This window comes from Aeromonas lacus, from assembly GCF_000764665.1.
Taxonomy (GTDB): domain Bacteria; phylum Pseudomonadota; class Gammaproteobacteria; order Enterobacterales; family Aeromonadaceae; genus Aeromonas; species Aeromonas lacus.
Map to the genome: position 1 here is coordinate 55,149 of NZ_JRGM01000009.1, position 19,801 is coordinate 74,949.

General features: G+C 60.2%; 17 protein-coding genes. 3 read left to right on the plus strand and 14 right to left on the minus strand.

The features are described from left to right. Positions 1–36: 36 nt before the first annotated feature. From mshL to LG31_RS0100570, 5 genes are all read right to left on the minus strand, one after another. Positions 37–1,707, minus strand: coding sequence for a pilus (MSHA type) biogenesis protein MshL (gene mshL / locus LG31_RS0100550; RefSeq protein ID WP_033112561.1), 1,671 nt, complete (start codon positions 1,705–1,707; stop codon positions 37–39). Positions 1,708–1,771: 64 nt separating this feature from the next. Then, positions 1,772–2,101 (minus strand): SctD/MshK family protein, encoded by a 330-nt coding sequence (locus tag LG31_RS0100555; RefSeq protein WP_033112562.1) that lies wholly within the window; start codon positions 2,099–2,101, stop codon positions 1,772–1,774. Beyond that, positions 2,094–2,747 carry a hypothetical protein gene (locus tag LG31_RS0100560; RefSeq protein ID WP_033112563.1) on the minus strand — a complete coding sequence of 218 codons (654 nt, stop codon included), beginning with the start codon at positions 2,745–2,747 and terminating at the stop codon, positions 2,094–2,096. The genes LG31_RS0100555 and LG31_RS0100560 overlap by 8 nt, the downstream gene beginning before the upstream one ends. Continuing rightward, positions 2,747–3,340 carry a PilN domain-containing protein gene (locus LG31_RS0100565; protein WP_033112564.1) on the minus strand — a complete coding sequence of 198 codons (594 nt, stop codon included), beginning with the start codon at positions 3,338–3,340 and terminating at the stop codon, positions 2,747–2,749. The genes LG31_RS0100560 and LG31_RS0100565 overlap by 1 nt, the downstream gene beginning before the upstream one ends. Then, a complete protein-coding gene (locus tag LG31_RS0100570) occupies positions 3,340–4,203 on the minus strand; it encodes a hypothetical protein (protein ID WP_033112565.1) in 864 nt (287 codons plus the stop codon). The genes LG31_RS0100565 and LG31_RS0100570 overlap by 1 nt, the downstream gene beginning before the upstream one ends. Before the next feature lie 86 nt (positions 4,204–4,289). Between LG31_RS0100570 and LG31_RS0100575 the strand changes: the two genes are divergently transcribed. Next, positions 4,290–5,216, plus strand: coding sequence for a 1-aminocyclopropane-1-carboxylate deaminase/D-cysteine desulfhydrase (locus LG31_RS0100575; protein ID WP_033112566.1), 927 nt, complete (start codon positions 4,290–4,292; stop codon positions 5,214–5,216). A 4-nt stretch (positions 5,217–5,220) separates the two neighbouring features. Here the strand turns inward: LG31_RS0100575 and LG31_RS0100580 are convergent, their stop codons facing one another. Further along, complete coding sequence (locus LG31_RS0100580) at positions 5,221–7,149, minus strand: EAL domain-containing protein (protein ID WP_033112567.1); 1,929 nt, start codon at positions 7,147–7,149, stop codon at positions 5,221–5,223. Between the two features lie 503 nt (positions 7,150–7,652). Here LG31_RS0100580 and LG31_RS0100590 point away from each other — a divergent pair. Next, positions 7,653–9,179, plus strand: coding sequence for an EAL domain-containing protein (locus LG31_RS0100590; protein WP_033112569.1), 1,527 nt, complete (start codon positions 7,653–7,655; stop codon positions 9,177–9,179). Between the two features lie 43 nt (positions 9,180–9,222). On the opposite strand, the gene LG31_RS0100595 is transcribed toward LG31_RS0100590, so the two are convergent. After that, positions 9,223–9,924, minus strand: a complete 702-nt coding sequence (locus LG31_RS0100595) for a M15 family metallopeptidase (RefSeq protein WP_050513377.1) — start codon at positions 9,922–9,924, stop codon at positions 9,223–9,225. Positions 9,925–10,172: 248 nt separating this feature from the next. Here LG31_RS0100595 and LG31_RS0100600 point away from each other — a divergent pair, with 248 nt between their 5' ends. After that, positions 10,173–11,270, plus strand: coding sequence for a calcium:cation antiporter (locus tag LG31_RS0100600; RefSeq protein ID WP_033112570.1), 1,098 nt, complete (start codon positions 10,173–10,175; stop codon positions 11,268–11,270). A gap of 138 nt (positions 11,271–11,408) precedes the next feature. On the opposite strand, the gene hutH is transcribed toward LG31_RS0100600, so the two are convergent. The 7 genes from hutH to rpoH all read right to left on the minus strand — a co-directional run bounded on the left by hutH (position 11,409) and on the right by rpoH (position 19,392). After that, positions 11,409–12,941, minus strand: a complete 1,533-nt coding sequence (gene hutH, locus LG31_RS0100605; RefSeq protein ID WP_033112571.1) for a histidine ammonia-lyase — start codon at positions 12,939–12,941, stop codon at positions 11,409–11,411. 4 nt (positions 12,942–12,945) lie between these two features. Next, a complete protein-coding gene (hutU, locus tag LG31_RS0100610) occupies positions 12,946–14,655 on the minus strand; it encodes a urocanate hydratase (RefSeq protein ID WP_033112572.1) in 1,710 nt (569 codons plus the stop codon). A 53-nt stretch (positions 14,656–14,708) separates the two neighbouring features. Then, complete coding sequence (hutG, locus tag LG31_RS0100615) at positions 14,709–15,653, minus strand: formimidoylglutamase (protein WP_033112573.1); 945 nt, start codon at positions 15,651–15,653, stop codon at positions 14,709–14,711. Beyond that, positions 15,646–16,881, minus strand: coding sequence for an imidazolonepropionase (hutI, locus tag LG31_RS0100620; protein WP_033112574.1), 1,236 nt, complete (start codon positions 16,879–16,881; stop codon positions 15,646–15,648). Before hutI ends, hutG begins: the two co-directional genes overlap by 8 nt. A gap of 155 nt (positions 16,882–17,036) precedes the next feature. Further along, a complete protein-coding gene (hutC, locus tag LG31_RS0100625) occupies positions 17,037–17,741 on the minus strand; it encodes a histidine utilization repressor (RefSeq protein ID WP_033112575.1) in 705 nt (234 codons plus the stop codon). Positions 17,742–17,752: 11 nt separating this feature from the next. Next, positions 17,753–18,412, minus strand: a complete 660-nt coding sequence (gene can, locus LG31_RS0100630) for a carbonate dehydratase (protein ID WP_033112576.1) — start codon at positions 18,410–18,412, stop codon at positions 17,753–17,755. 125 nt (positions 18,413–18,537) lie between these two features. Then, entirely contained in the window at positions 18,538–19,392 is an 855-nt protein-coding gene (gene rpoH, locus LG31_RS0100635) for an RNA polymerase sigma factor RpoH (protein ID WP_033112577.1), read from the minus strand. Positions 19,393–19,801 lie beyond the last annotated feature (409 nt).

Sequence of the window (19,801 nt, forward strand, 5' to 3'; positions counted from 1 at the left end):
ATCCGAAATAAGACTGACCGCTCGCTGAGTCATGAATTAGCCCTTGGAGGGATACCACTTGTCGAGCAGGTCGGCAGATCGCTGCAGCTCGTTCTGCCAGGTATCCTTATCGACGACGGTCGGCTTGAGCATAATCACCAGTTCTACCTTCCTGTTGCTTTTACTGCGGTTGGTAAAGGCTTCGCCCACCCAGGGGATATCACCCAGCAACGGCACCTTGCTGACAGTCTCCTTCTTGTCAGTCTTCATCAGACCACCGATCACGATGATGTCGCCGTTATTGGCCTGCACCACGGTATCGGACTCACGAATAGAGCTCTTGGCGAGTGGTAATTCCAGGATGTCACTGTCAGTCACCTTGATGGTCTTGGTTTGCTCTTCGGTATCAATGACTGAGGGGTGAATATGCAGTAGCACTTTGCCCTCTTCATCGATCTGTGGCGTGACATCGAGAGAGATACCCGAGAAGAAAGGAGTCAGCTCAACATTGGGCGTAGTTCGGTCACCACTTGCCGTACTCACCGTTGTAGTCGAAGCATTGGTGACAAAATACTCGTCGGTACCGACTTTAATCACCGCCTTCTGGTTATTGGTAGCAGTCACACGCGGACTGGAGAGGGTATTCACATCGCCCTGTGTTTTCAGCAACTTGACGGTAACATCGAAATTGCCATCGGAGATTTTGAAACTGGCCCCGCCGCCCAGAGCGGTAAAAATCTGGTTGGTTGTACTGGGCAACTGAGTATCGGCCAGAGATCCGCCAGTGGTCATCCCCTTGCCATCGGCAGTTGCAGAGAGCTTGTCCCAGTTCACTCCCTGCTCGTAACCCTCACCAAGAGTCACTTCAAGGATGCGAGCCTCCAGCACCACCTGACGCTTGAGGTGATCTTCCGACTGGCTGAGGAACTCGCGCACCGCCTTGAGCTCTTTCGGATAGGCCCGCACCGTCACCAGACCCGCCTGTGGGCTAGTGATCACGGCTCGTCCATCCCCGTTGCCAATCAGAGTCTGCAGTGAATCGCGCAGATCGGTCCAGTAGTCGCTATTGCTGTCGGTCTCGATCCGGGTGCCATTGCCACTGCTGTTCGAGTTGCTCGAGTTGTTTGTCGTGCTATTGGTCGTGCTATTGCTGGATGAGCTGTCGAAATTGCTGTTGCTACCGTTGTTGTTGTCATTGGCAGTCACCCCGCCAGTACTGACCGAGGTGCGGGAGAGGCCGCGACGGGAGAGCATCAGGTAGTTGACCGGGATGGTCTCGGTGCGCAGGCCGGCCGGATAGATATGGAAAACACTCCCCTTGCGCTGCACGTCGAAGCCATACATATCGCCAACTACCGCCAGCACTTCGGGCAGGGTGACATCTTTCAGTTCGACCGAGACCAGCCCGGAGACCCCGGGATGCACCGCCACGCTATAGCGGGAGCCCTTGAACAGTGAACCGAAAAACTCCACCGCCTCCACGTCGTGGGCCGCGATCCGCAACCGCTTCTCCGGCATGGCAACCGGCATCTGCGGCCGGTTCAGTTGCAGCAGCTCGCTCTGCACCGACTTGGGCAGCGTGGTCAGGGGGGTATTTTGCTGCTTCTGCTGCTCATTCATCGCCTGCTTGAGCGCGTCCTTGGCCTGAGTTGGCTCTGGGTGCTTGTAGGTAGTGCAACCTGCGGCCATCATGGCCAAGGTGATCAGACAGAAACGGTGTATTTTCATGTAATTAGTGCACCCTGCAATGAAACTCGATAAATCCGGCTTACCTGCCAATGGCTAGTGCGGCTCAAACCCTGATCTTGCTGGCAAACAGTGCCACCGAGTGGCGTTTTCCCGCCTTTTCCAACACCACCGCATCGGCATTGATGGCCACCAGCTTGTAGCCGTCCACCTGCTGCCCGACCCGGTAACTCTTGCCATTGAGCACCGCCAGTGCCGGGCCATTGCCCAGCATGATGCTCTGCAGCTTCGGCAAGCCGGCGCTATTCTGGCCGGTTGCACTCGCGCCAACCGCTACATCGGCCAAGGGCGCGGTGGGATCCTGCAACACCTCGACCTGACCGGCTTGCGCCAGCAACGCAAAGAGGCAAGCCCCCAATGCAAACCATCTAGCCACGAATAAACTCCTTGCTAGTACTCAAGGTGTAGATCTCCATCTCCACCACGGCCCCCGGATAGGCTTTCACCTGATAATCGAACTGTTTCCAGTAAAAGTGGCGGGGTAACGCCTCCAGGGCCTTGAGATATTGATACACATCGAAATAACCGCCTTCCAGCTGGAGACGGATACCGTGTTTGTAAAGATTGACCTTCTGCCCCTGCTCTCCGGCCATCAGTGGCGTCGGCTCCAGTGAACTGAGTGCCAGCATATGGAGATTGGCAGAGCGGGAGAGCAGCGCCTCCAGCACCTGCGGCATCTCGTGCGCCGGGATCAGGTCGACAGTCTGGGCCTTGAGCGCCTGATCCACCCCGGCCAGATCGCTCTCAACCCTTGCCAGCTGCTCGCGAACTCCCTGATTGGGATCCCGCTGCAGACGGGCCTGCTTGCCCAGATTTTCCAACCCGAGGATCTCGAGATCGCGTTCGGCGGCGCTCAGGGCCATGCGATCCTGTTGCAACCGGGTATCGGCGCCATCCAGCCAGCCATAGACGCTGGCTGCCACCAGCAACACCAGCCCGGTCAGCAGGATCAGCATCCGTTCCCGCTGGCTCAGGGCGGCAATTCGCCGGGCCCACTCCTGCCATTGTGCTTTCAGGTTCATCAGGGCTTCTCCCGCGCAATGCCACTCAACTGGAACGCAAGACGCCCCTCCTTGTCACGACTCAGGGTCAACTCGCTAAACTCCTTGCCCATCAGGGTCGGTGCCTGCTTGAAGCGATTGACCCAGGCCGGCACATCCTGACTGCGACCAGCAAAACCGGAGAGATTGATCCGCCCTTCGTGGATCTCGATCCGTTGCAGGGAGAGATTGCTGCTGCGAATGCGGGAGAGATCGGCCAGCACTCCGGCATAGCCCTGCGATTTTTGCAGGGATAAAGAGCCCAGCTGACGCAGCAGCTCCTGTCTGGCCCCCAGATCGTCCTGCTTGTTGAGCAACTGCTGCTGCAGAGCCGGATCGGCCAGATGGCGCGCCAGATCGGCATCGAGTCGCTGCGCCTCGCTACGCTTGAGCTCCAGCTCGGCGTTGACCTGTGCCAGCGCCCTGCTGACACTGTGCTGCTGCCAGCCGTAACCGGCGCCGACCAGCAAGACGACAAGCAGGGTGATGCCCCATGCCAGCACCATCTGGTTGAGGCTGGCCCACTGCCGTTTGGGATGAAACTCGGCGCCATAGAGGTTTATCTGACGTTTCATCAGGCATCCTCCCCGATGGCGGCGGCATAGGCCGACAGATACTCGACACCGGCCAGTACCGCCTTGTTGGCCATGGCGGAGACAGCGAGGCCGAAGGTATGCTCCATGTGGCGAACCAGGGTGCCAATAAAGGGCGAGGCGACGGCCAGCTGCATCTGGCCAATCTCCGGCAGTTTGAGCTGGCCGACCAGATAATCGAACGAGCGCTGGATCTCCAGCGCCAGCGAGTCGAGCAACATGCTGTCAGGCTCCTGTTCGCCGGTCAGGGAAGCAAAGCCGCGCAGCTGGCGGGAGAAGCAGAGCCCCCCCTGATGGAACACCAGCAGTTGCAGATCCTGCCCCTTCGGCTGCCAGAGCAGCATGCGTACCGTCGCATCCGCCTCATAAAGGGAGGTCAGCGCCAGTTCGTCACTGATGATGGATTGCAGAGTGGCAATGCCGTTGATCGCCTCCGCCAGTTGTTGCACCCTGCTCTTGGGCAGGCAGATGACATTGATCCGCGGGCGACCGGCGGGTGGAGTGGGCAGATCCACATAATCCATCGCCAGTTGCAGCACCGGCTCGCTGACATAATCCTTGATGGCCCAGGGGAGCGCCCCCGCCATTTCGGCATCGGGAACGGCGGGCTTGTCGATCTGGATCTGCTGATAGAGCGGAGCTGCCAGGGCAACACGAACACGGGATTTGGCAAGGCCGTGGCGAGTGAAAAGTTCGTTGACGGCAAGCGGCCACTCTTGCGCACTGTTGATGGCGCGCGTAGCAAACACAGGGGGATTGCCCACAGCTGCCAGCATGATCCTGTCATTGGCCAACAAGAGCCCCACCTGGCGGCTTGGCATCGACCGTCTGAACAGTTGTTTCATGTAAGCCCGCCCGTCATTAGTGATTAAATGAGTGAAACATTAACATAAACAGCAGATTAGCCTCCAGACAAAAGAGGGACTCACCATTGCAAGCCAACCCTTCGCCGCCGGCGTTTGAAATCAGTGCCATTGGCCCGTCACCACTGCAAGCGATTTACCATCCCCTACTGGCCAACTATGGCGTAGAGCTCTGGTGCAAACGAGACGATCTGATCCACCCGCTCATCTCCGGCAACAAGTGGCGCAAGCTCAAGTACCATCTGCACCATGCCCGCGAACACGGCAAATGCCACCTGCTCTCGTTTGGTGGCGCTTACTCCAATCATATCCATGCCCTGGCCGCTGCTGGCCATCAATTTGGCCTTCGCACCACAGGTATCATACGGGGCGAAAGTGACTCAGTCAGCAACTCTACCCTGAGCGATGCCAGACGCTGGGGCATGGATCTCGTTTTTGTCGATCGGCAGAGCTACCGGCAGCGTCAGGAGCCAGAATGGCTGGCTCAATTTGAAGCCGCAGACACCCTCATCGTTCCCGAAGGCGGGAGCAGTCCTCTCGCCATCCCCGGAGTGGCAGAACTGGTGACGGAGCTCCCCTTCTCGCCGGATCTCTGGGTGCTCCCCTGCGCCAGCGGCGGCACCCTGGCAGGCCTGATTGCTGGCAAGCGGGAAAGCGAGCAGATCCTCGCCATCGCCGTGCTCAAGGGAGGCGACTTTATCGCCGACGAGGTGCGGCGCCTCTACCCCACCTCCGCCACAACCCCTGGCTGGCAGATCGCACTGGATCATCACGACGGAGGTTACGCCAAATTCAGCCCGGCGCTCTGGCAGTGGGTACAGGCCTTCAGCGCCGAAACCGGTCTGCCGCTGGAGCCCATCTACAGCGGCAAGGCAATGTATGGGCTGTTTCGCGAGCTGGCAGCGGGCCGTATTGCCCCGGGCAGCAGGATCGTCTTTATCCACACGGGTGGCATGCAGGGGCTGGCCGGGCTCAGGGAGCAGGGCCGCCTCTGAAACATCAGGCTTCGGCCGGTTCCATCACCAGTCGCTCGGGCAGTGCAAACCAGGGGCCCTGCCCCGCATGTACCCCGAGGTGGCGCAGCATCTTCCACTCGTCACCACTCTCGACCCCCACGGCCAGTACCCGGGTCGGGGTATTGGCGCAGCCACCCACCAGACTGCGCACCGCCATCTGGTTAACCTGGCGAGCATGGATCTCCCGCACCAGGCTGGGGTGGAGCTTGAGGAAGTTGATCTCGAACTCCTTGATGTACTGGGTGCTAACAACATCCTGGCCGGCATGATCGATAGCCAGCATGCATCCGAGCATCCGCAGGGAGCGCAGCGGTCGCTTGAGGGCTTCGAAATGGCGGGTAACCTGCGCCTCGGAGAGCTGCAGGATCAACCGCTCGTTGGTACTGCGCGGCAGTTGAAACAGAGCGAAGAAGAGCCAGCGCTGGAAGTCGCGATGGAGCAGGCTCTGGGCGCTGAGAGCCAGGCTGACCGGGCAGCTCTGGTCGGAACGCTGGCGTAGCAACGCCAGGGTCTGTTCCGCCACCAGCCGATCCAGCTGGAGCAGCAACCCCACCTTCTCGGCCATCGGCATGAAGATCCCGGCCGGCAGTGGCCGCCCCTGCTCATCCTCAAGATAGGTGAGCAGCTCCTGCTGCAGCACCACCTGCCCGCGATCCTGCTGGATCGGCTGGATATAGAATTCGATGGCCTGCTCTTCGAGGCGGCGGCTGAGCAGAGTACGCCAGCGCACCGTCCCCTTGCTGCTCTGCTCCTCATCCAGCTGCTTTTCGTAGAGGAACCAGCCGTTGTGCCCTTGCAGACGGGCGCTCTTGAGAGCCAGCTCCGCCTCCTCCTGCACCTTGAGCAGGGAGTCTTGCGACTGATAGCAGACGGCACCGAGATAAACCGCAGTCTCCGGATTGACCTCCTGCGGCCAGTGGAGGCGTTGCAGACTCTTGAGCAGCTGGCTGGCACTGTCCACCATCTCGCTTTCGGACATATTGGGAAGCAGCACGGCAAACACTTGCCCGGCATAGCGGGCCTGCAGGGCGCCACTGTGCTTGCGCACGAAGGCCCCGATAGTAGCGCTTGCCTCCAGCATCAGGTCATGACCCAGCAGATCGAACTGCTCGGCCTCCAGATCCTCCAGACAGGCGAGATCGATCAGCAGCACGCCGCCGCTCATCACGCTCGCCTCCATGATGGCGCTTTCAAGCCGGTTGTCGAAAAAGAGACGGTTGCCAATGCCGGTCATCTTGTCGACGAAGGCATTGCTGCGGATGAAGTTGTCGAAACGGCTGCGCTCCTTGCGGGCATCCGCCAGCTCGGCCAGCAGATGGTCGAGCGCCTGACTGGCGGCAACCGGCCACTCTTCGGCGGGGTCGTGATTCAGTTTGGAGAGTTTGTCATCGAGGATCAGCTGGGCACGCTCGGCCAGCAGCTCGGCACCGCGCAGTTGCTGGCGCAGCCAGCGAATGGAGTACCAGAGGCCGAACACCACGATAAAAACGCCGAAGGAGATGCCGGACATCGCCTTGATGGAGTACTCCGCCTCCTTGAAGGGGCGCTCCAGCTTCAGATTGGCCTGCATGCCAGCCTGATGGATAAGCGCCTTGCTGTATGGCAGCAACAACTGATCATCGACCGAACGCTGCACATCGCGAAACCAGTAGACACGCTGATCGTTCTGGCGTACCTCCAGCTCGACGACGTGGGAAGCGCGCAGCAGGGTGGGCAACCAGTGGCTCATCTCGTTCATGTCATGGGACACATCGAGCTGCTTGTCGATCACCTCGACCAACGCATCGACCTTCTTCTGCTGCAGCTCCATACCCAGCTCGCGAAAGCTGAACACGCCGCCAATCAGCACTGTCGCCATGGCGGCAATCACGCACAGGGTGATAAACGAGACAAGCTGTGTAGTCAGTTTCATGCGCCTTTCCGTATGCCCAGCATCATCCATGTGACCTCATGGTAGCAGCGGCGATCTGCGCCCTGCTATGGATGGAGATCCCGCTTCTGCAATTTCAAAGGGGCGAGGATACCGAAAGCGGGGGAATATTACCAAGCGCGGAGCAGACGAAGAGAGAAGAACGGAAAACGGCAGAAAGAAAAATGGTCCCTGAAAAGGGACCAAAAGGAACACTCATATCAAAACTAACACTCTGTGCTACTGACAAAAAACAGATACAGGAGTATTGAACACACGGTGAGTCAAACCGCGGGGCTACTCTAATGCAGTTCGGATAAGCTGGGCAATTGTCATTTATGACAGGTTAGCGATTGAATCTAGTCAAAAACAACAATAAAAACTTTTAAAATCATAAAATTAAAGAATTCATCAACAAGTGTGACGAGTCAGACTCATATTGATTGTACTAATGAACTATGATGTTGTTCCTCACTCGTGTCTGATAGACAGGCAGGTATCCCTTGTTGCGTATCCCCCCGTTCTGGATCTCGTTGCTGCTGCTGGTTATTCCCATTATTGCCAGCCAACCCTTAAGCAGATGGCTCGACAAGCCAATGGCTTACTATCTGCTGCAACAGAAAATGGAAGAGATCAAAGCCTCCATGGCAGAACGCGGTAAACAGCTCGATACTGCGCTCAGCACTCAGCTAGCTCAATTTGACTTTGACTGTGGCGCCAAAGATATGGTGCTGCTACGCGATCCGCGCTTCTACAGCACTCATATCCGCTTGCAGGGGCTGGAACTAGCCTCAGGGGTCAACTGCTCAAGCCTTGGAGTAGGGATCCCGCTCATCAAGGAAGCCAAAAAAATGGGTGGCCTACCCGGGAAATTTGGTCTGACCGCCACAATGGATAAGTTCAACACCGAACAGGAGCTGGTGGCCTACTACAAATCAGGCGAGAACATCGCTTATTGGGTGCTGGATAACAGCTGGAGCCACGATCTGCTGCAACACCCCTGTACTAACTGCTTCTATTTGGAGTTCAGCCAGCGGGACCCCGCTGCGATGACCACTCATTTCCCCCGTGGCAACAAGGCAATTAAAGCCGAAGAGAGCAGCCATAGCCTGAGCTTCTTCGATCAGGAAAGCATGACTAAACAGACTCTCTGGGCGGGTAAGGCACTCAATGACTACGCCCGGCAGCAAGTCAGATTCTATGGTCTCTGGATTGGGGCCGCGCTGGGACTCCTGCTGACGGTGAGCTACTGGTTGCTACGTAACTACCGGCGCTCCCTCAAAGGGCTGCTACAGGCTGGACTGATACGCCGGGAATTTATCCCCTTTTATCAACCCGTGGTGAACAGCCGTACCCACGAAGTGGTCGGTTTCGAGGCGCTGCTGCGTTGGCGGCGCGGCGGTGAACTGGTGCCTCCCGGCGCCTTTATTGACTATGTCGAAGAGCAGGGACTGATCCTGCCGATAACCGTACAATTGCTGGAGCGGGTACTCACAGACCTCTCCTCTCTTGCTGCAACTCAGTGGGTCAGCGTCAATCTGGTGGCGGCCCATATCGAGCAGCCTCTGCTGCGCAACCTGTTGCAACAACATCAGTGGCCCTCCCCCGCCCAGCTCACCTTTGAGCTGACCGAGCGCAAACCGCTGACCGATATCAAGAGTGCTACCAGCGAGATCACCGCCCTGCAAGAGCGGGGTTATCACGTCAAACTGGATGACTTTGGTACTGGCTATGGCGGCTTCGCCTATCTGCAGAGCCTCGGGATCCGCCAGATCAAGATCGACAAGATGTTCGTCGACACCATTGGTACCGACGACCTCAAACGCAGCGTGCTGGATGCCATCATCGCCTTTGGCCGAGAGTCGGGGATGGAGATGATTGCCGAGGGGGTCGAGACCCAGGAACAGGTCGATTACCTGTATCGGCAGGGAGTCTATCTGATACAGGGCTATGTCTTTGGCAAGCCCATGCCGCTGCAGGAGCTGCTGCTCTGGCAACAGGCCTTCCGTCGACCCCACTCTGAAACAGCCTGACGACAGAGAGAAGTCTCTTTCCCGGAGCTTGCTCCGGGGTCACTCACTCCGCGGCAGGATAGCGGTACTCACCACCGCGAAAACGGGCCCAGAGGCAGTCGCCCAGATCAAAATGCCACCACTCGCCGGGATAGTTGCTGAACCCTTCCCGCCGCATCAGCCAGAACAGCAGACGGCGGTTGTCACGGATCTGCAGCCGCTGCGCCTCGCTCATTCCCGCACAGGGGCGTTCGAAATAGTCGCTCTCGGCCCGCTCGCTGATATCGTCAAAACCGGTACCAAAGTCGAGCGGCTCACCACTCGCCAGATCGTGTAGCAGCAGATCGATGGCTCCGCCCGACAGATGGGGCGGCACCGGATAGTGACCGGGATCTGAGGGATGGGCACAAAAACGGCGAGTCTCCTGCTCAAGCTGCGCACCATCCCATTCGGGATTAGCCGCGGCGATCTCGCCCTTAATCCGTTCGAAGATGGCCAGAGACGTGGCGCGACTGCGAAATCCGTCGAGCAGAGTAAGACCCAGCCCCGCAGGTAGTCCCGCAGCGACCCGCGCCAGCGCTTTGGCAACCGGCTCTCGCACCCGGATCTGCGGCTCACTGCCCGCCAGATCAAGGCGGTAATAGACGGGATCGATGCGGATCCTGGCGCTGGCGGCCACGATCACCAGTGGATCACTGGCCGAGAGCGCCGCGTGCTCAGCAGCGCTGGCCGGTTCATAGTCGTGAGAGATAGGTGGCAACGGCATCAAATGGACTCCCGGTCAGAGGGAAGCCATTTCAGCAGAGCCTTGCCAGCGGGGCAAGCCCGCCATCGGCACCAGCACAGCCCGAGATCTGTTCCGATCCAAGCACCCGATTTACATCTGTTAACAAAATGGGCTGCCCCTCGAGGCCAAGAGCTTTTATCATAAGGGGCTGGTTAGGGTGCAACCGCCCGTTGCACATTCCATTCATCTCCCGGCCCACCGGTCGCCCCAGAAGAGAACCATTGCCTATGAAGACATTTATCCGGCAAGAGATTGCCCTGCCCGTCGGCCTGCTGACCCTGCTCTTTTTCAAGACGCTCGGCAGCGACCTGCTGACAGAGACAACTCCGCTCGGGATCTATCTTCCTGTGTCGGCGGGGCTGCTTGCCATCGTCACCTGGGCCATCTTCTCGGTGGTGCGCCACTCGGATGCCCTCGCCATCAAGCTGGGCGAACCCTTTGGCACCCTGATCCTCACTCTCTCGGTCATTTCGCTGGAGGTAGTGATGATCTCCTCCGTCATGCTGACCGGCGAGCCCAATCCGGTGATGGCCCGCGACACCATGTTCGCCGTGGTGATGCTGGTCACCAACGGTCTGGTCGGCTTCACCCTGCTGTTTGGCGGCTGGCGCTACCACACCCAGAGCTTCAATCTGGACGGGGTCAAATCCTATCTGGTGGCCATCATCCCGCTCGCCCTGCTCTGTCTGGTGCTGCCCAACTTCACCGAGGGAGGCGCAATCGGCAGTATGTCGCGCGCCATGTCGTGGATGCTGATCATCATCTCGATCCTGCTCTACGGCGTATTTCTGCTGATCCAGACCCGCAGCCACAGCCACTTCTTTGTCGACAGCGACCATGAGGATTACGAGGAGCACCACGGCCCGCTGCAGAGCAACGTCTATCACACCCTGCTGCTGCTCGCCTATCTGGTAGTGGTGATCCTGCTCGCCAAGACTCTGGCCATCCCCATCAACTACGGGGTCAAGGTGCTGTCAGCGCCGCAGGCGCTTGGCGGCTTTATCGTGGCCTGTATCGTACTGGCCCCCGAGGCGGTTGGCGCCATCAAGGCCGCCATCAACAACCAGCTGCAGCGGGCCATGAACCTCTACTTCGGCTCGGTGCTGGCCACCATAGCCCTCACCGTCCCGGCCGTGCTCTTTATCGGCTCCATGCTGGGTCAGGAGGTGCGCCTCGGCCTCTCCGCTGCCGACATGGTGCTGCTCATCACTACGCTCATGGTGTGCAAGGTGACCTTCAGCAGCGGCCGTACCAATGTGCTCCATGGTGCCACCCATCTGGTGTTGTTCGTGGTCTATCTGTTCCTGATGTTCGAGCACCAGTGACCGACTATCGCAGAGACGAAAAGACCGCCCGATTGGGCGGTCTTTTGTTATCAGCTCCAGGATCTCACGGACATCAGTGAAGCGGCGTCCCCCTTATCCCCTACCCTTCTCCCGCCAGGGGAGAAGGGGGCTCAAGGCTTACAGGCTGGGCAGTACCCCGGCCGGGATCAGATCGTTATAGCTGGCACGCCCCAGCAGCGCGGCGGCCGCCTCGATGTCCGGCGCGAAGTACCTGTCCTTGTCGTAGAAGCTAACCTCTTCCCGCAGTCGGCCCTTGGCCACTTCCACCCCTGCACTGGCCCGCAGCGGAGCACGGAAATCGAGCCCCTGCGCCGCCGCCAGCAGTTCGACTGCCAGAATGCCACGGGTGTTCTCGGCCATGTCCGCCAGCCGACGGCCGGCGAAGGTCGCCATGGAGACGTGATCCTCCTGATTGGCGGAGGTGGGCAAGCTGTCTACCGAGGCGGGATGGGCCAGGGTCTTGTTCTCGGAGGCAAGCGCCGCCGAGGTGACCTGAGCGATCATGAAGCCGGAGTTGACCCCGCCATTGTTGACCAGAAACGCCGGCAGACCGGACATCCGCGAGTCAATCAGCAGCGCCATCCGCCGCTCGGAGAGCGAGCCGATTTCGGCGATGGCCAGCGCCAGATTATCGGCCGCAAAGGCCACCGGCTCGGCGTGGAAGTTGCCGCCAGAGATGATCTCCTCGTCATCGGCAAACACCAGCGGGTTGTCGGAGACCGAGTTGGCCTCGCACACCAACACCTCGGCCGCCTGACGGATCTGGGTCAGGCAGGCGCCCATCACCTGCGGCTGGCAGCGCAATGAGTAGGGATCCTGCACCTTCTCGCAGTTGTGGTGGGACATGCCGATCTCGCTGAGATCCCCCAGCAGATGGCGATAGCAGGCAGCCGCGTCGATCTGGCCACGCTGGCCACGCACCGCGTGAATGCGGGCATCGAACGGACGGCGACTACCAAGGGCCGCCTCCACGCTCATGGCACCTATGGTGATGGCTCCGGCGAACAGATCCTCGGCGTGGAACAGCCCTTCCAGCGCAAAGGCGGTGCTCGCCTGGGTGCCGTTGAGCAGTGCCAGCCCCTCTTTCGGTGCCAGCGCGATGGGCTCAAGCCCAGCGATACGCAACGCTTCGCTCGCATCGATCTCGCGCCCGTCGTGACGAGCCTTGCCTTCGCCGATCAACAGGCAGCTCATATGGGCCAACGGCGCCAGATCACCGGAAGCGCCGACAGAACCCTTCTTCGGCACCAGCGGATAGACCTCGGCATTGACCAGCTTCATCAGCGCCTCAAGCACCGCCAGCCGGATGCCGGAGAAGCCGCGCGCCAGCGAGTTGAGCTTGAGCACCATCATCAACCGCACGGTGGCGTCATCCATATAGGTGCCGATGCCAGCCGCGTGGGAGAGCACGATGGAGCGCTGCAATTCATCGAGCTGCTCCACCGGGATCCGGGTGTTGGCCAGCAGGCCAAAGCCGGTGTTGATGCCATACACCACCCGGTTCTGCTCGATCACCTTGGTGACCACGGCAGCGGAGGCGTGGATCGCCGGCAACGCCGCTGGATCCAGTGCAATATGTACCGGCTCGCGGCTGACGCGACGCAGGGTGGCAAGATCCAGCTCGCCCGGGGTAATAGTCAATTCAAACATGGTGTTACACCTTTCCTTTGACACCGTTGGCGCCGTCAATCATCGGCAGATCCAGTTTCGCCTCGTGGGCGCAGTTGATGGCAATCTCGTAGCCCGCATCCGCATGGCGCATCACCCCGGTGGCCGGATCGTTGCGAAGTACCCGACCGACGCGGCGGGCCGCGTCATCAGAGCCGTCACAGACGATCACCACGCCGGAGTGCTGGGAGAAGCCCATGCCGACCCCGCCGCCGTGGTGCAGCGAGACCCAGGTCGCGCCGCCGGCCGTGTTGAGCAGGGCGTTGAGCAGCGGCCAGTCGGAGACGGCATCGGAGCCATCCATCATCGACTCGGTCTCGCGGTTCGGGCTCGCCACCGAGCCGGAATCCAGATGGTCGCGGCCAATGACGACGGGGGCTTTCAGCTCGCCGTTTTTCACCATCTCGTTGAAGGCCAGGCCGAGGCGTACCCGATCCTTGACCCCGACCCAGCAGATCCGCGCTGGCAGCCCCTGAAACGCGATGCGCTCGCGGGCCATGTCGAGCCAGTTGTGCAAATGGGGATCATCGGGGATCAGCTCTTTCACCTTCTGATCGGTCTTGTAGATATCTTCCGGATCGCCGGAGAGGGCCACCCAGCGGAACGGGCCAATCCCCTCGCAGAACAGCGGGCGAATGTAGGCGGGGACGAAGCCGGGGAAGTCGAAGGCGTTTTTCACCCCCTCCTCAAGCGCCATCTGACGGATGTTGTTGCCGTAATCCAGAGTCGCCGCGCCGCGCTCTTGCAGGGTCAGCATCGCCTCCACCTGACGGGCCATGGAGCGACGAGCGGCCAGATTCACCTCCTGCGGGGCACTCTGTTGCAGCTCGCGCCACTTTGCCACGCTCCAGCCCTGCGGCAGGTAGCCGTGCACCGGGTCGTGGGCAGAGGTCTGGTCGGTCACCACGTCAGGCGTGATGCCACGAGCCACCAGCTCGGCGAAGACGTCGGCGGCGTTGCCGAGCAGGCCGACGGAGATGGCGCTGCCGCTCTGTTTGGCCTCTTCGATCATGGCCAGCGCCTCATCCAGAGTGTGAGCCTTCTTGTCCACATAACGGGTGCGCAGACGAAAATCGATGCGGGTCTCGTCACACTCCACGGCGATCATCGAGAAGCCGGCCATGGTAGCGGCCAGCGGCTGGGCACCGCCCATGCCGCCGAGACCACCGGTCAGGATCCAGCGCCCTTTGGGTTCACCGTTGAAGTGCTGATTGGCCACCGCGAAGAAGGTCTCGTAGGTACCTTGCACGATCCCCTGAGTACCGATGTAGATCCACGAACCCGCAGTCATCTGGCCGTACATCATCAAGCCTTTCTTATCGAGCTCGTTGAAGTGCTCCCAGTTGGCCCAGTGCGGCACCAGATTGGAGTTGGCGATCAGCACCCGCGGCGCATCCTTGTGGGTCTGGAACACCCCGACCGGCTTGCCGGATTGCACCAGCAGGGTCTGATCCTCCTCGAGCCGGGTCAGCACCTCGACGATCTTGTCAAAGCAGGCCCAGTTGCGGGCGGCGCGACCGATGCCGCCATAGACCACCAGCGACTGGGGATGCTCGGCCACCTCGGGATCCAGGTTGTTCATCAGCATCCGCAGCGGCGCCTCGGTGAGCCAGCTCTTGGCGGTCAGCTCGGTACCGCGCGGGGCACGGATCACGCGGTTAGGATCATGACGGGGATCCTGCTGTTGCACAGACATACACACTCCTTGTTGTATCAATAGGGTGCCTTCGGCGACGGGCGGCCAAAGGGTTAACGGATCAACAGATGAACCAGTCGCGCGGCCACGCGGGCACTGCGGTTGTCCTGATCCAGCGTCGGGTTGTATTCGGCCAGATCGGCGAGCCTCAGCTTGCCACTGGCCCGGATATGGGCAATGAGCGGTTCGATCACCGCCAGCTCCACGCCGCGAGCGGCGGGGGCACTCACTCCCGGCATCAGGTTGCCGGGCAGCACATCGAGGTCGATAGTGAGGTAGAGGTGATCACAATCGGCGATAAAGGTGTCGAGCCCGCTTAGCAAGGCTGGCAGCTCGGTCCGGGTCATCGCCTCGTCCAGCACATGCCACACTCCCAGCGCCTTGGCGCGGGCAAACAAAGCTTGGGTATTGGCGGTCTCGGCCACCCCGAGGCAGGCGTAGTGAAACGGCGTACCCTGAGCGGCGCACTGCTCGGCGATCTGGAAGAAGGGGGTGCCGGAGCTGGCCAGCTCCTGTTTCATGCGCAGGTCGAAGTGGGCGTCGAAGTTGATGATGCCGACCCTGCCACGGCCAGCCAGATGCAGGTTGAGGCCGCTCCAGCTGCCGAAGGCCACCTCGTGGCCACCGCCCAACACCAGCGGGAAGTGGCCCAGAGCGAGCGCAGCGGCGACCCGCTCAGCCAGTCGGCCGTGGGCAGCGTCGAGATTGCCATCAGTACAGCTCACATCCCCGCCATCATAGACGGGACGGTTCAGATGCCAGGCAGTATTGGCCAGCAGCTTGCGCACCGCTTGCGGCGCACCGGCGGCGCCGACACGCCCCTTGTTGCGGCGTACCCCTTCATCGCAGGCAAAACCGAGCAGTACCACACCGGCAGCCTCTTGTGCCCCGGCGGCCCAGGGCAGCACCTTGTCGTGCCAGCGCAGTGCCAGTTCACCATCTTCCGGATCCTGCCGCCCCTGCCAGAGCGACATGTCGATCGGGTTGAACTTATCCATGGAGGGTCTCCTCACCGTTGAAGATGCGGCCTGCCAGCTGATCGACGCCGACCATGTAGCTCAGCTCGGCCGGATGGGCACAGCGCCAGATCAGGAAATCGGCCGTCATCCCCACCTTGAGCTGGCCAAGGTGTGCCTGCTCGCCAAGCGCTTTGGCAGCGTGGCGGGTCACCCCGACCATCGCCTCCACCGGCGTCAGGCCAAACAGGGTGCAGGCCATGTTCATCGCCATCCGCAGCGAGACGATGGGCGCGGTACCCGGGTTGATATCGGAGGAGACCGCCATCGCCACACCCGCCTTGCGCAGGGCGGCAACCGGGGGCAGCTTGGTCTCTTTGAGGAAGTAGAAGGCAGTGGGCAGCAGGGTGGCGACCACGCCGCGCTGGGCCAGTGCCAGGATCCCCTGCGGATCCAGATACTCCAGATGATCCACCGAAAGGGCACCGAAGTTGGCGGCGAGGGTGCAGCCACCGAGGTTGGAGAGCTGATCCATATGCCCTTTCACCGGCAGGCCGTATTGATCCGCCGCCAGATAGACCTGCTCGGTCTGGGCCAGCGAGAAGCCAATGTGCTCGCAGAAGACGTCCACCGCATCGGCCAGCCCCGCTTTGGCGGCGGCCGGGATGATCTCCTGACAGATGGTCTCGACCCAGGAGTCGGGATCGTCGCGATACTCCGGCGGCACCGCATGGGCCGCCAGCAATGTGGTCTTGACCCGGATCGGCAGCGCCTCTCCCAGTCGGCGGGCCACCCGCAACATCTTGAGCTCGTCCGCCAGCGTCAGGCCATAACCGGACTTGATCTCCACCGTGGTGACACCCTCGCGGATCAGGGATTTCAGCCTCGGCAGCGCCAGCTCGAACAGCTGCTCTTCGCTGGCGGCGCGGGTAGCGCGCACCGTGCTGATGATGCCGCCGCCCCGACGGGCGATCTCGGCATAGGGCACTCCCTGCTGGCGCAGCTCGAACTCCTCGGCACGGCTGCCAGCGAAGATGAGATGAGTGTGGCAATCGATAAGACCGGGGGTAACCAGCTTGCCCTGCATATCCAGCCAGTGGGCAGGATGGGGGCCATTCAGCTCGGCCATCGGCACCAGAGCGTGGATCTTGCCATCCTTCACGCCGATGGCATGGAGCGGCAGCAGACCGTAATCCGCCAATTCATCATTCAGGGTGGCGGGCGTCACGTTGAGCCAGACCCGCTCGCAGTTCAACAATTCCTTGTTCATAGCGACCTCAAATGTATATACATATCTTTATAGTCGATCCATCCGGCGAAAGAAAGAGCAGGATTCACATCCTGATAACAGCATCACGCTTAGAGTTTAAGCACAAAAAAACCCACCGAGAGGTGGGCTTGAGAACAATCTATTTGTATAGACAATCAGGAAAGCTGCGCCTTGGAGCTCAGCTTGTAGCGAGAACCGGGGGAGAGCAATCTGGCGTAGGAGACCAGATGTCCCTCCGACCAGGTGCGCCTGTGCAACAATAGGCAGGGTGTATCCACGCGAATTTGCAACAATCCCGCCTCACCGGCACTCGGCAACACGGCTTCCACCACGTGCTCCATCTCCGACAGGGGGCAAAGCTCCATCAGATAGCGATTGGGAGTCTGCTTCGTGAAATCCTGCTCGCCATAACCCGGCAGCTGCTCGGCATCGACGAAGCGCTCCTCCAGCTGCAGCGGCTCGCCATCAGCCTGATGGACGATGAGGCTGTGGAAGATCGGGGCACCAACCCGCAGGCCCAGCTGCACCGCCACCTTCTCGTCGGCGGCCAGCCGCTGCAGCCGGATCACCCGGGCACTGTATTCGCTGCCCCGCTCGGCAATCTCGTCGGCGATGTTGCGAATGGCCAGCAGCGGCGATTCGGTACGCCGATCCGCCACGAAGCTGCCGGATCCGGCGGTACGCACCAGCCACCCCTCGGCCACCAGTTCGCGCAGCGCCCGGTTGACCGTCATCCGGCTCACGGTGAACTGCTCGCACAAGGCCGCTTCGGTCGGGATCCGATCCCCTGCCTGATAGTGGCGTTCGCGGATCCGATCCAGAATATGCTGCTTGATCTGCAGGTAGAGGGCTGGCGCCAACGGGGTGCTCCTTAGCGCCGACGGTGTGGCGGACGCATGTCCGGCCAGGCGCGGTAGACGTCGGGGATCTGATCCGGCCCGCTGATGCAGAGATCGAGATCGTGCAGCAGACCATCCTTGATGCCGTAGATCCAGCCGTGGACGGCCAGCTCCTGCCCCTTGCGCCAGGCGTTCTGGATGATGGTGGTGTGGCAGACGTTGGCAACCTGCTCGGCTACGTTCAGCTCGCACAGATAGTCAAAGCGCTCGTGCTCATCCTCGATGGCCTCCAGCTCTTCACCATATTTGAAGTAGACATCCTTGATGTTGCGCAGCCAGTTGTCGATGAGCCCCAGCTCCTGATTCTGCATCGCCGCCTTGACCCCGCCGCAGCCATAGTGACCGCAGACGATGATGTGCTTCACCTTGAGCACCTCGACCGCATATTGCAGCACCGAGAGGCAGTTGAAGTCGGTGTGAACCACCAGATTGGCGACGTTGCGGTGAACGAAGACATCCCCCGGCAGCAACCCCATCAGCTGGTTGGCGGGCACCCGGCTATCAGAGCAGCCGATCCAGAGGTATTCGGGAGCCTGCTGGGCAGAGAGGGTGGCAAAGAAGGCGGGATCTTCCGCTTTGATCCGCTCGGCCCACTCACGGTTATTGGTAAACAGGTCCTTCAACAGTTTCACTTCTGCTCTCCATCATGTGGCTGTGGCGGCAACATAACATATCCAAGGGTTATCAGGGCAAGCCCCTATTACCGGCGGCAGAAACAAAAACAGGGCCATCAGGCCCTGTTTTCAGCGCGGAGGCATCACGCCTCCATGGCATCTTTCAGCTTCTTGAGCGCGTTCTTCTCAAGCTGACGCACTCGCTCGGCAGAGACGCCGTAGGTATCGGCCAGCTCCTGCAGGGTGGTCTTGCTGTCATCGTCGAGCCAGCGGGCACGGATGATGTGCTGGCTGCGCTCGTCGAGAGAAGAGAGCGCGGAGCTCAGACGGCGGGTCGCATGATCGTCCCAGTTGTCGTTCTCGATGGTCGCGGCCAGATCGGAGGATTTGTCCTCCAGATAGTGAACCGGTGCGAAACCACCCTCCTCTTCATCGTCACCAACCAGATCGAATGCCTGATCGTAGTTGGCCATCCGTGCTTCCATCTCGGTCACGTCGCTCTCGGAAACCCCGAGATCGGCAGCCACGGCCTTCACCTCTTCGTGGTTCAGCCAGCCCAGACGCTTCTTGGATTTGCGCAGGTTGAAGAAGAGCTTGCGCTGGGCCTTGGTGGTTGCCACCTTGACCATGCGCCAGTTGCGCAATACGTATTCGTGAATTTCGGCCTTGATCCAGTGCACGGCGAAGGAGACCAGACGCACGCCGACGCTCGGGTCGAAGCGCTTGACCGCCTTCATCAGACCGATGTTGCCTTCCTGTACCAGATCGGCCTGCGGCAGACCGTAACCGGCATAACTCTTGGCGACATGAACGACAAAGCGCAGGTGCGACATAACCAGCTGGCGGGCAGCCTCGAGATCACCATCCTGCTGCAAACGCTCAGCCAGCTCACGCTCTTCCTCTGCGCTCAGCACCGGAATAGAGTTTACTGCCTGGATATAGCCTTCCAGACTACCTTGCGGAATCAAAGCCATAGTGCGCTGCAATGAAGTTCCCATCTGTTACCTCTTACTTTTCAATCGAACCAGTCTAACACCCCAAGAGGGACTGTCTACTGACCGGGTCTCATTCTGCGGCTTACATCATAGATCACAAGCTCAGCTTTAGACTGGCTTATCTTATGCCCACAGGATGAATCATGAATGAACAGTCAAAAAAAGGGGGTCACAATGAAGGACCCCCGAAAAGTAGCATGCTAAGTCCATTGTTGCGGAGCTCGCAACCTTCACATGCTTGCCAAGTCTGACGAGCAAGGCATAGGGGCCACACTCGTATAAATTCGTTCAGCTATTTGACTGCTTATAGAGCAGAAGGTTCACAGGATCCAGCAAAGATCCTGAAGATCGCCGTTATTCAGAATACTCCGAGAAGAGTGGCCAAGCCAGAAACGGCCACTCTTTTACTTGA

Coding starts and splice junctions, on each gene's coding strand:
- mshL (WP_033112561.1), bottom strand. CDS start 1,707: ATGAAAATACACCGTTTCTGTCTGATCACCTTGGCCATGATGGCCGCA.
- hutU (WP_033112572.1), bottom strand. CDS start 14,655: ATGTCTGTGCAACAGCAGGATCCCCGTCATGATCCTAACCGCGTGATC.
- hutG (WP_033112573.1), bottom strand. CDS start 15,653: ATGGATAAGTTCAACCCGATCGACATGTCGCTCTGGCAGGGGCGGCAG.
- hutH (WP_033112571.1), bottom strand. CDS start 12,941: ATGTTTGAATTGACTATTACCCCGGGCGAGCTGGATCTTGCCACCCTG.
- LG31_RS0100600 (WP_033112570.1), top strand. CDS start 10,173: ATGAAGACATTTATCCGGCAAGAGATTGCCCTGCCCGTCGGCCTGCTG.
- LG31_RS0100570 (WP_033112565.1), bottom strand. CDS start 4,203: ATGAAACAACTGTTCAGACGGTCGATGCCAAGCCGCCAGGTGGGGCTC.
- LG31_RS0100595 (WP_050513377.1), bottom strand. CDS start 9,924: ATGCCGTTGCCACCTATCTCTCACGACTATGAACCGGCCAGCGCTGCT.
- LG31_RS0100580 (WP_033112567.1), bottom strand. CDS start 7,149: ATGAAACTGACTACACAGCTTGTCTCGTTTATCACCCTGTGCGTGATT.
- hutI (WP_033112574.1), bottom strand. CDS start 16,881: ATGAACAAGGAATTGTTGAACTGCGAGCGGGTCTGGCTCAACGTGACG.
- LG31_RS0100565 (WP_033112564.1), bottom strand. CDS start 3,340: ATGAAACGTCAGATAAACCTCTATGGCGCCGAGTTTCATCCCAAACGG.
- rpoH (WP_033112577.1), bottom strand. CDS start 19,392: ATGGGAACTTCATTGCAGCGCACTATGGCTTTGATTCCGCAAGGTAGT.
- LG31_RS0100560 (WP_033112563.1), bottom strand. CDS start 2,747: ATGAACCTGAAAGCACAATGGCAGGAGTGGGCCCGGCGAATTGCCGCC.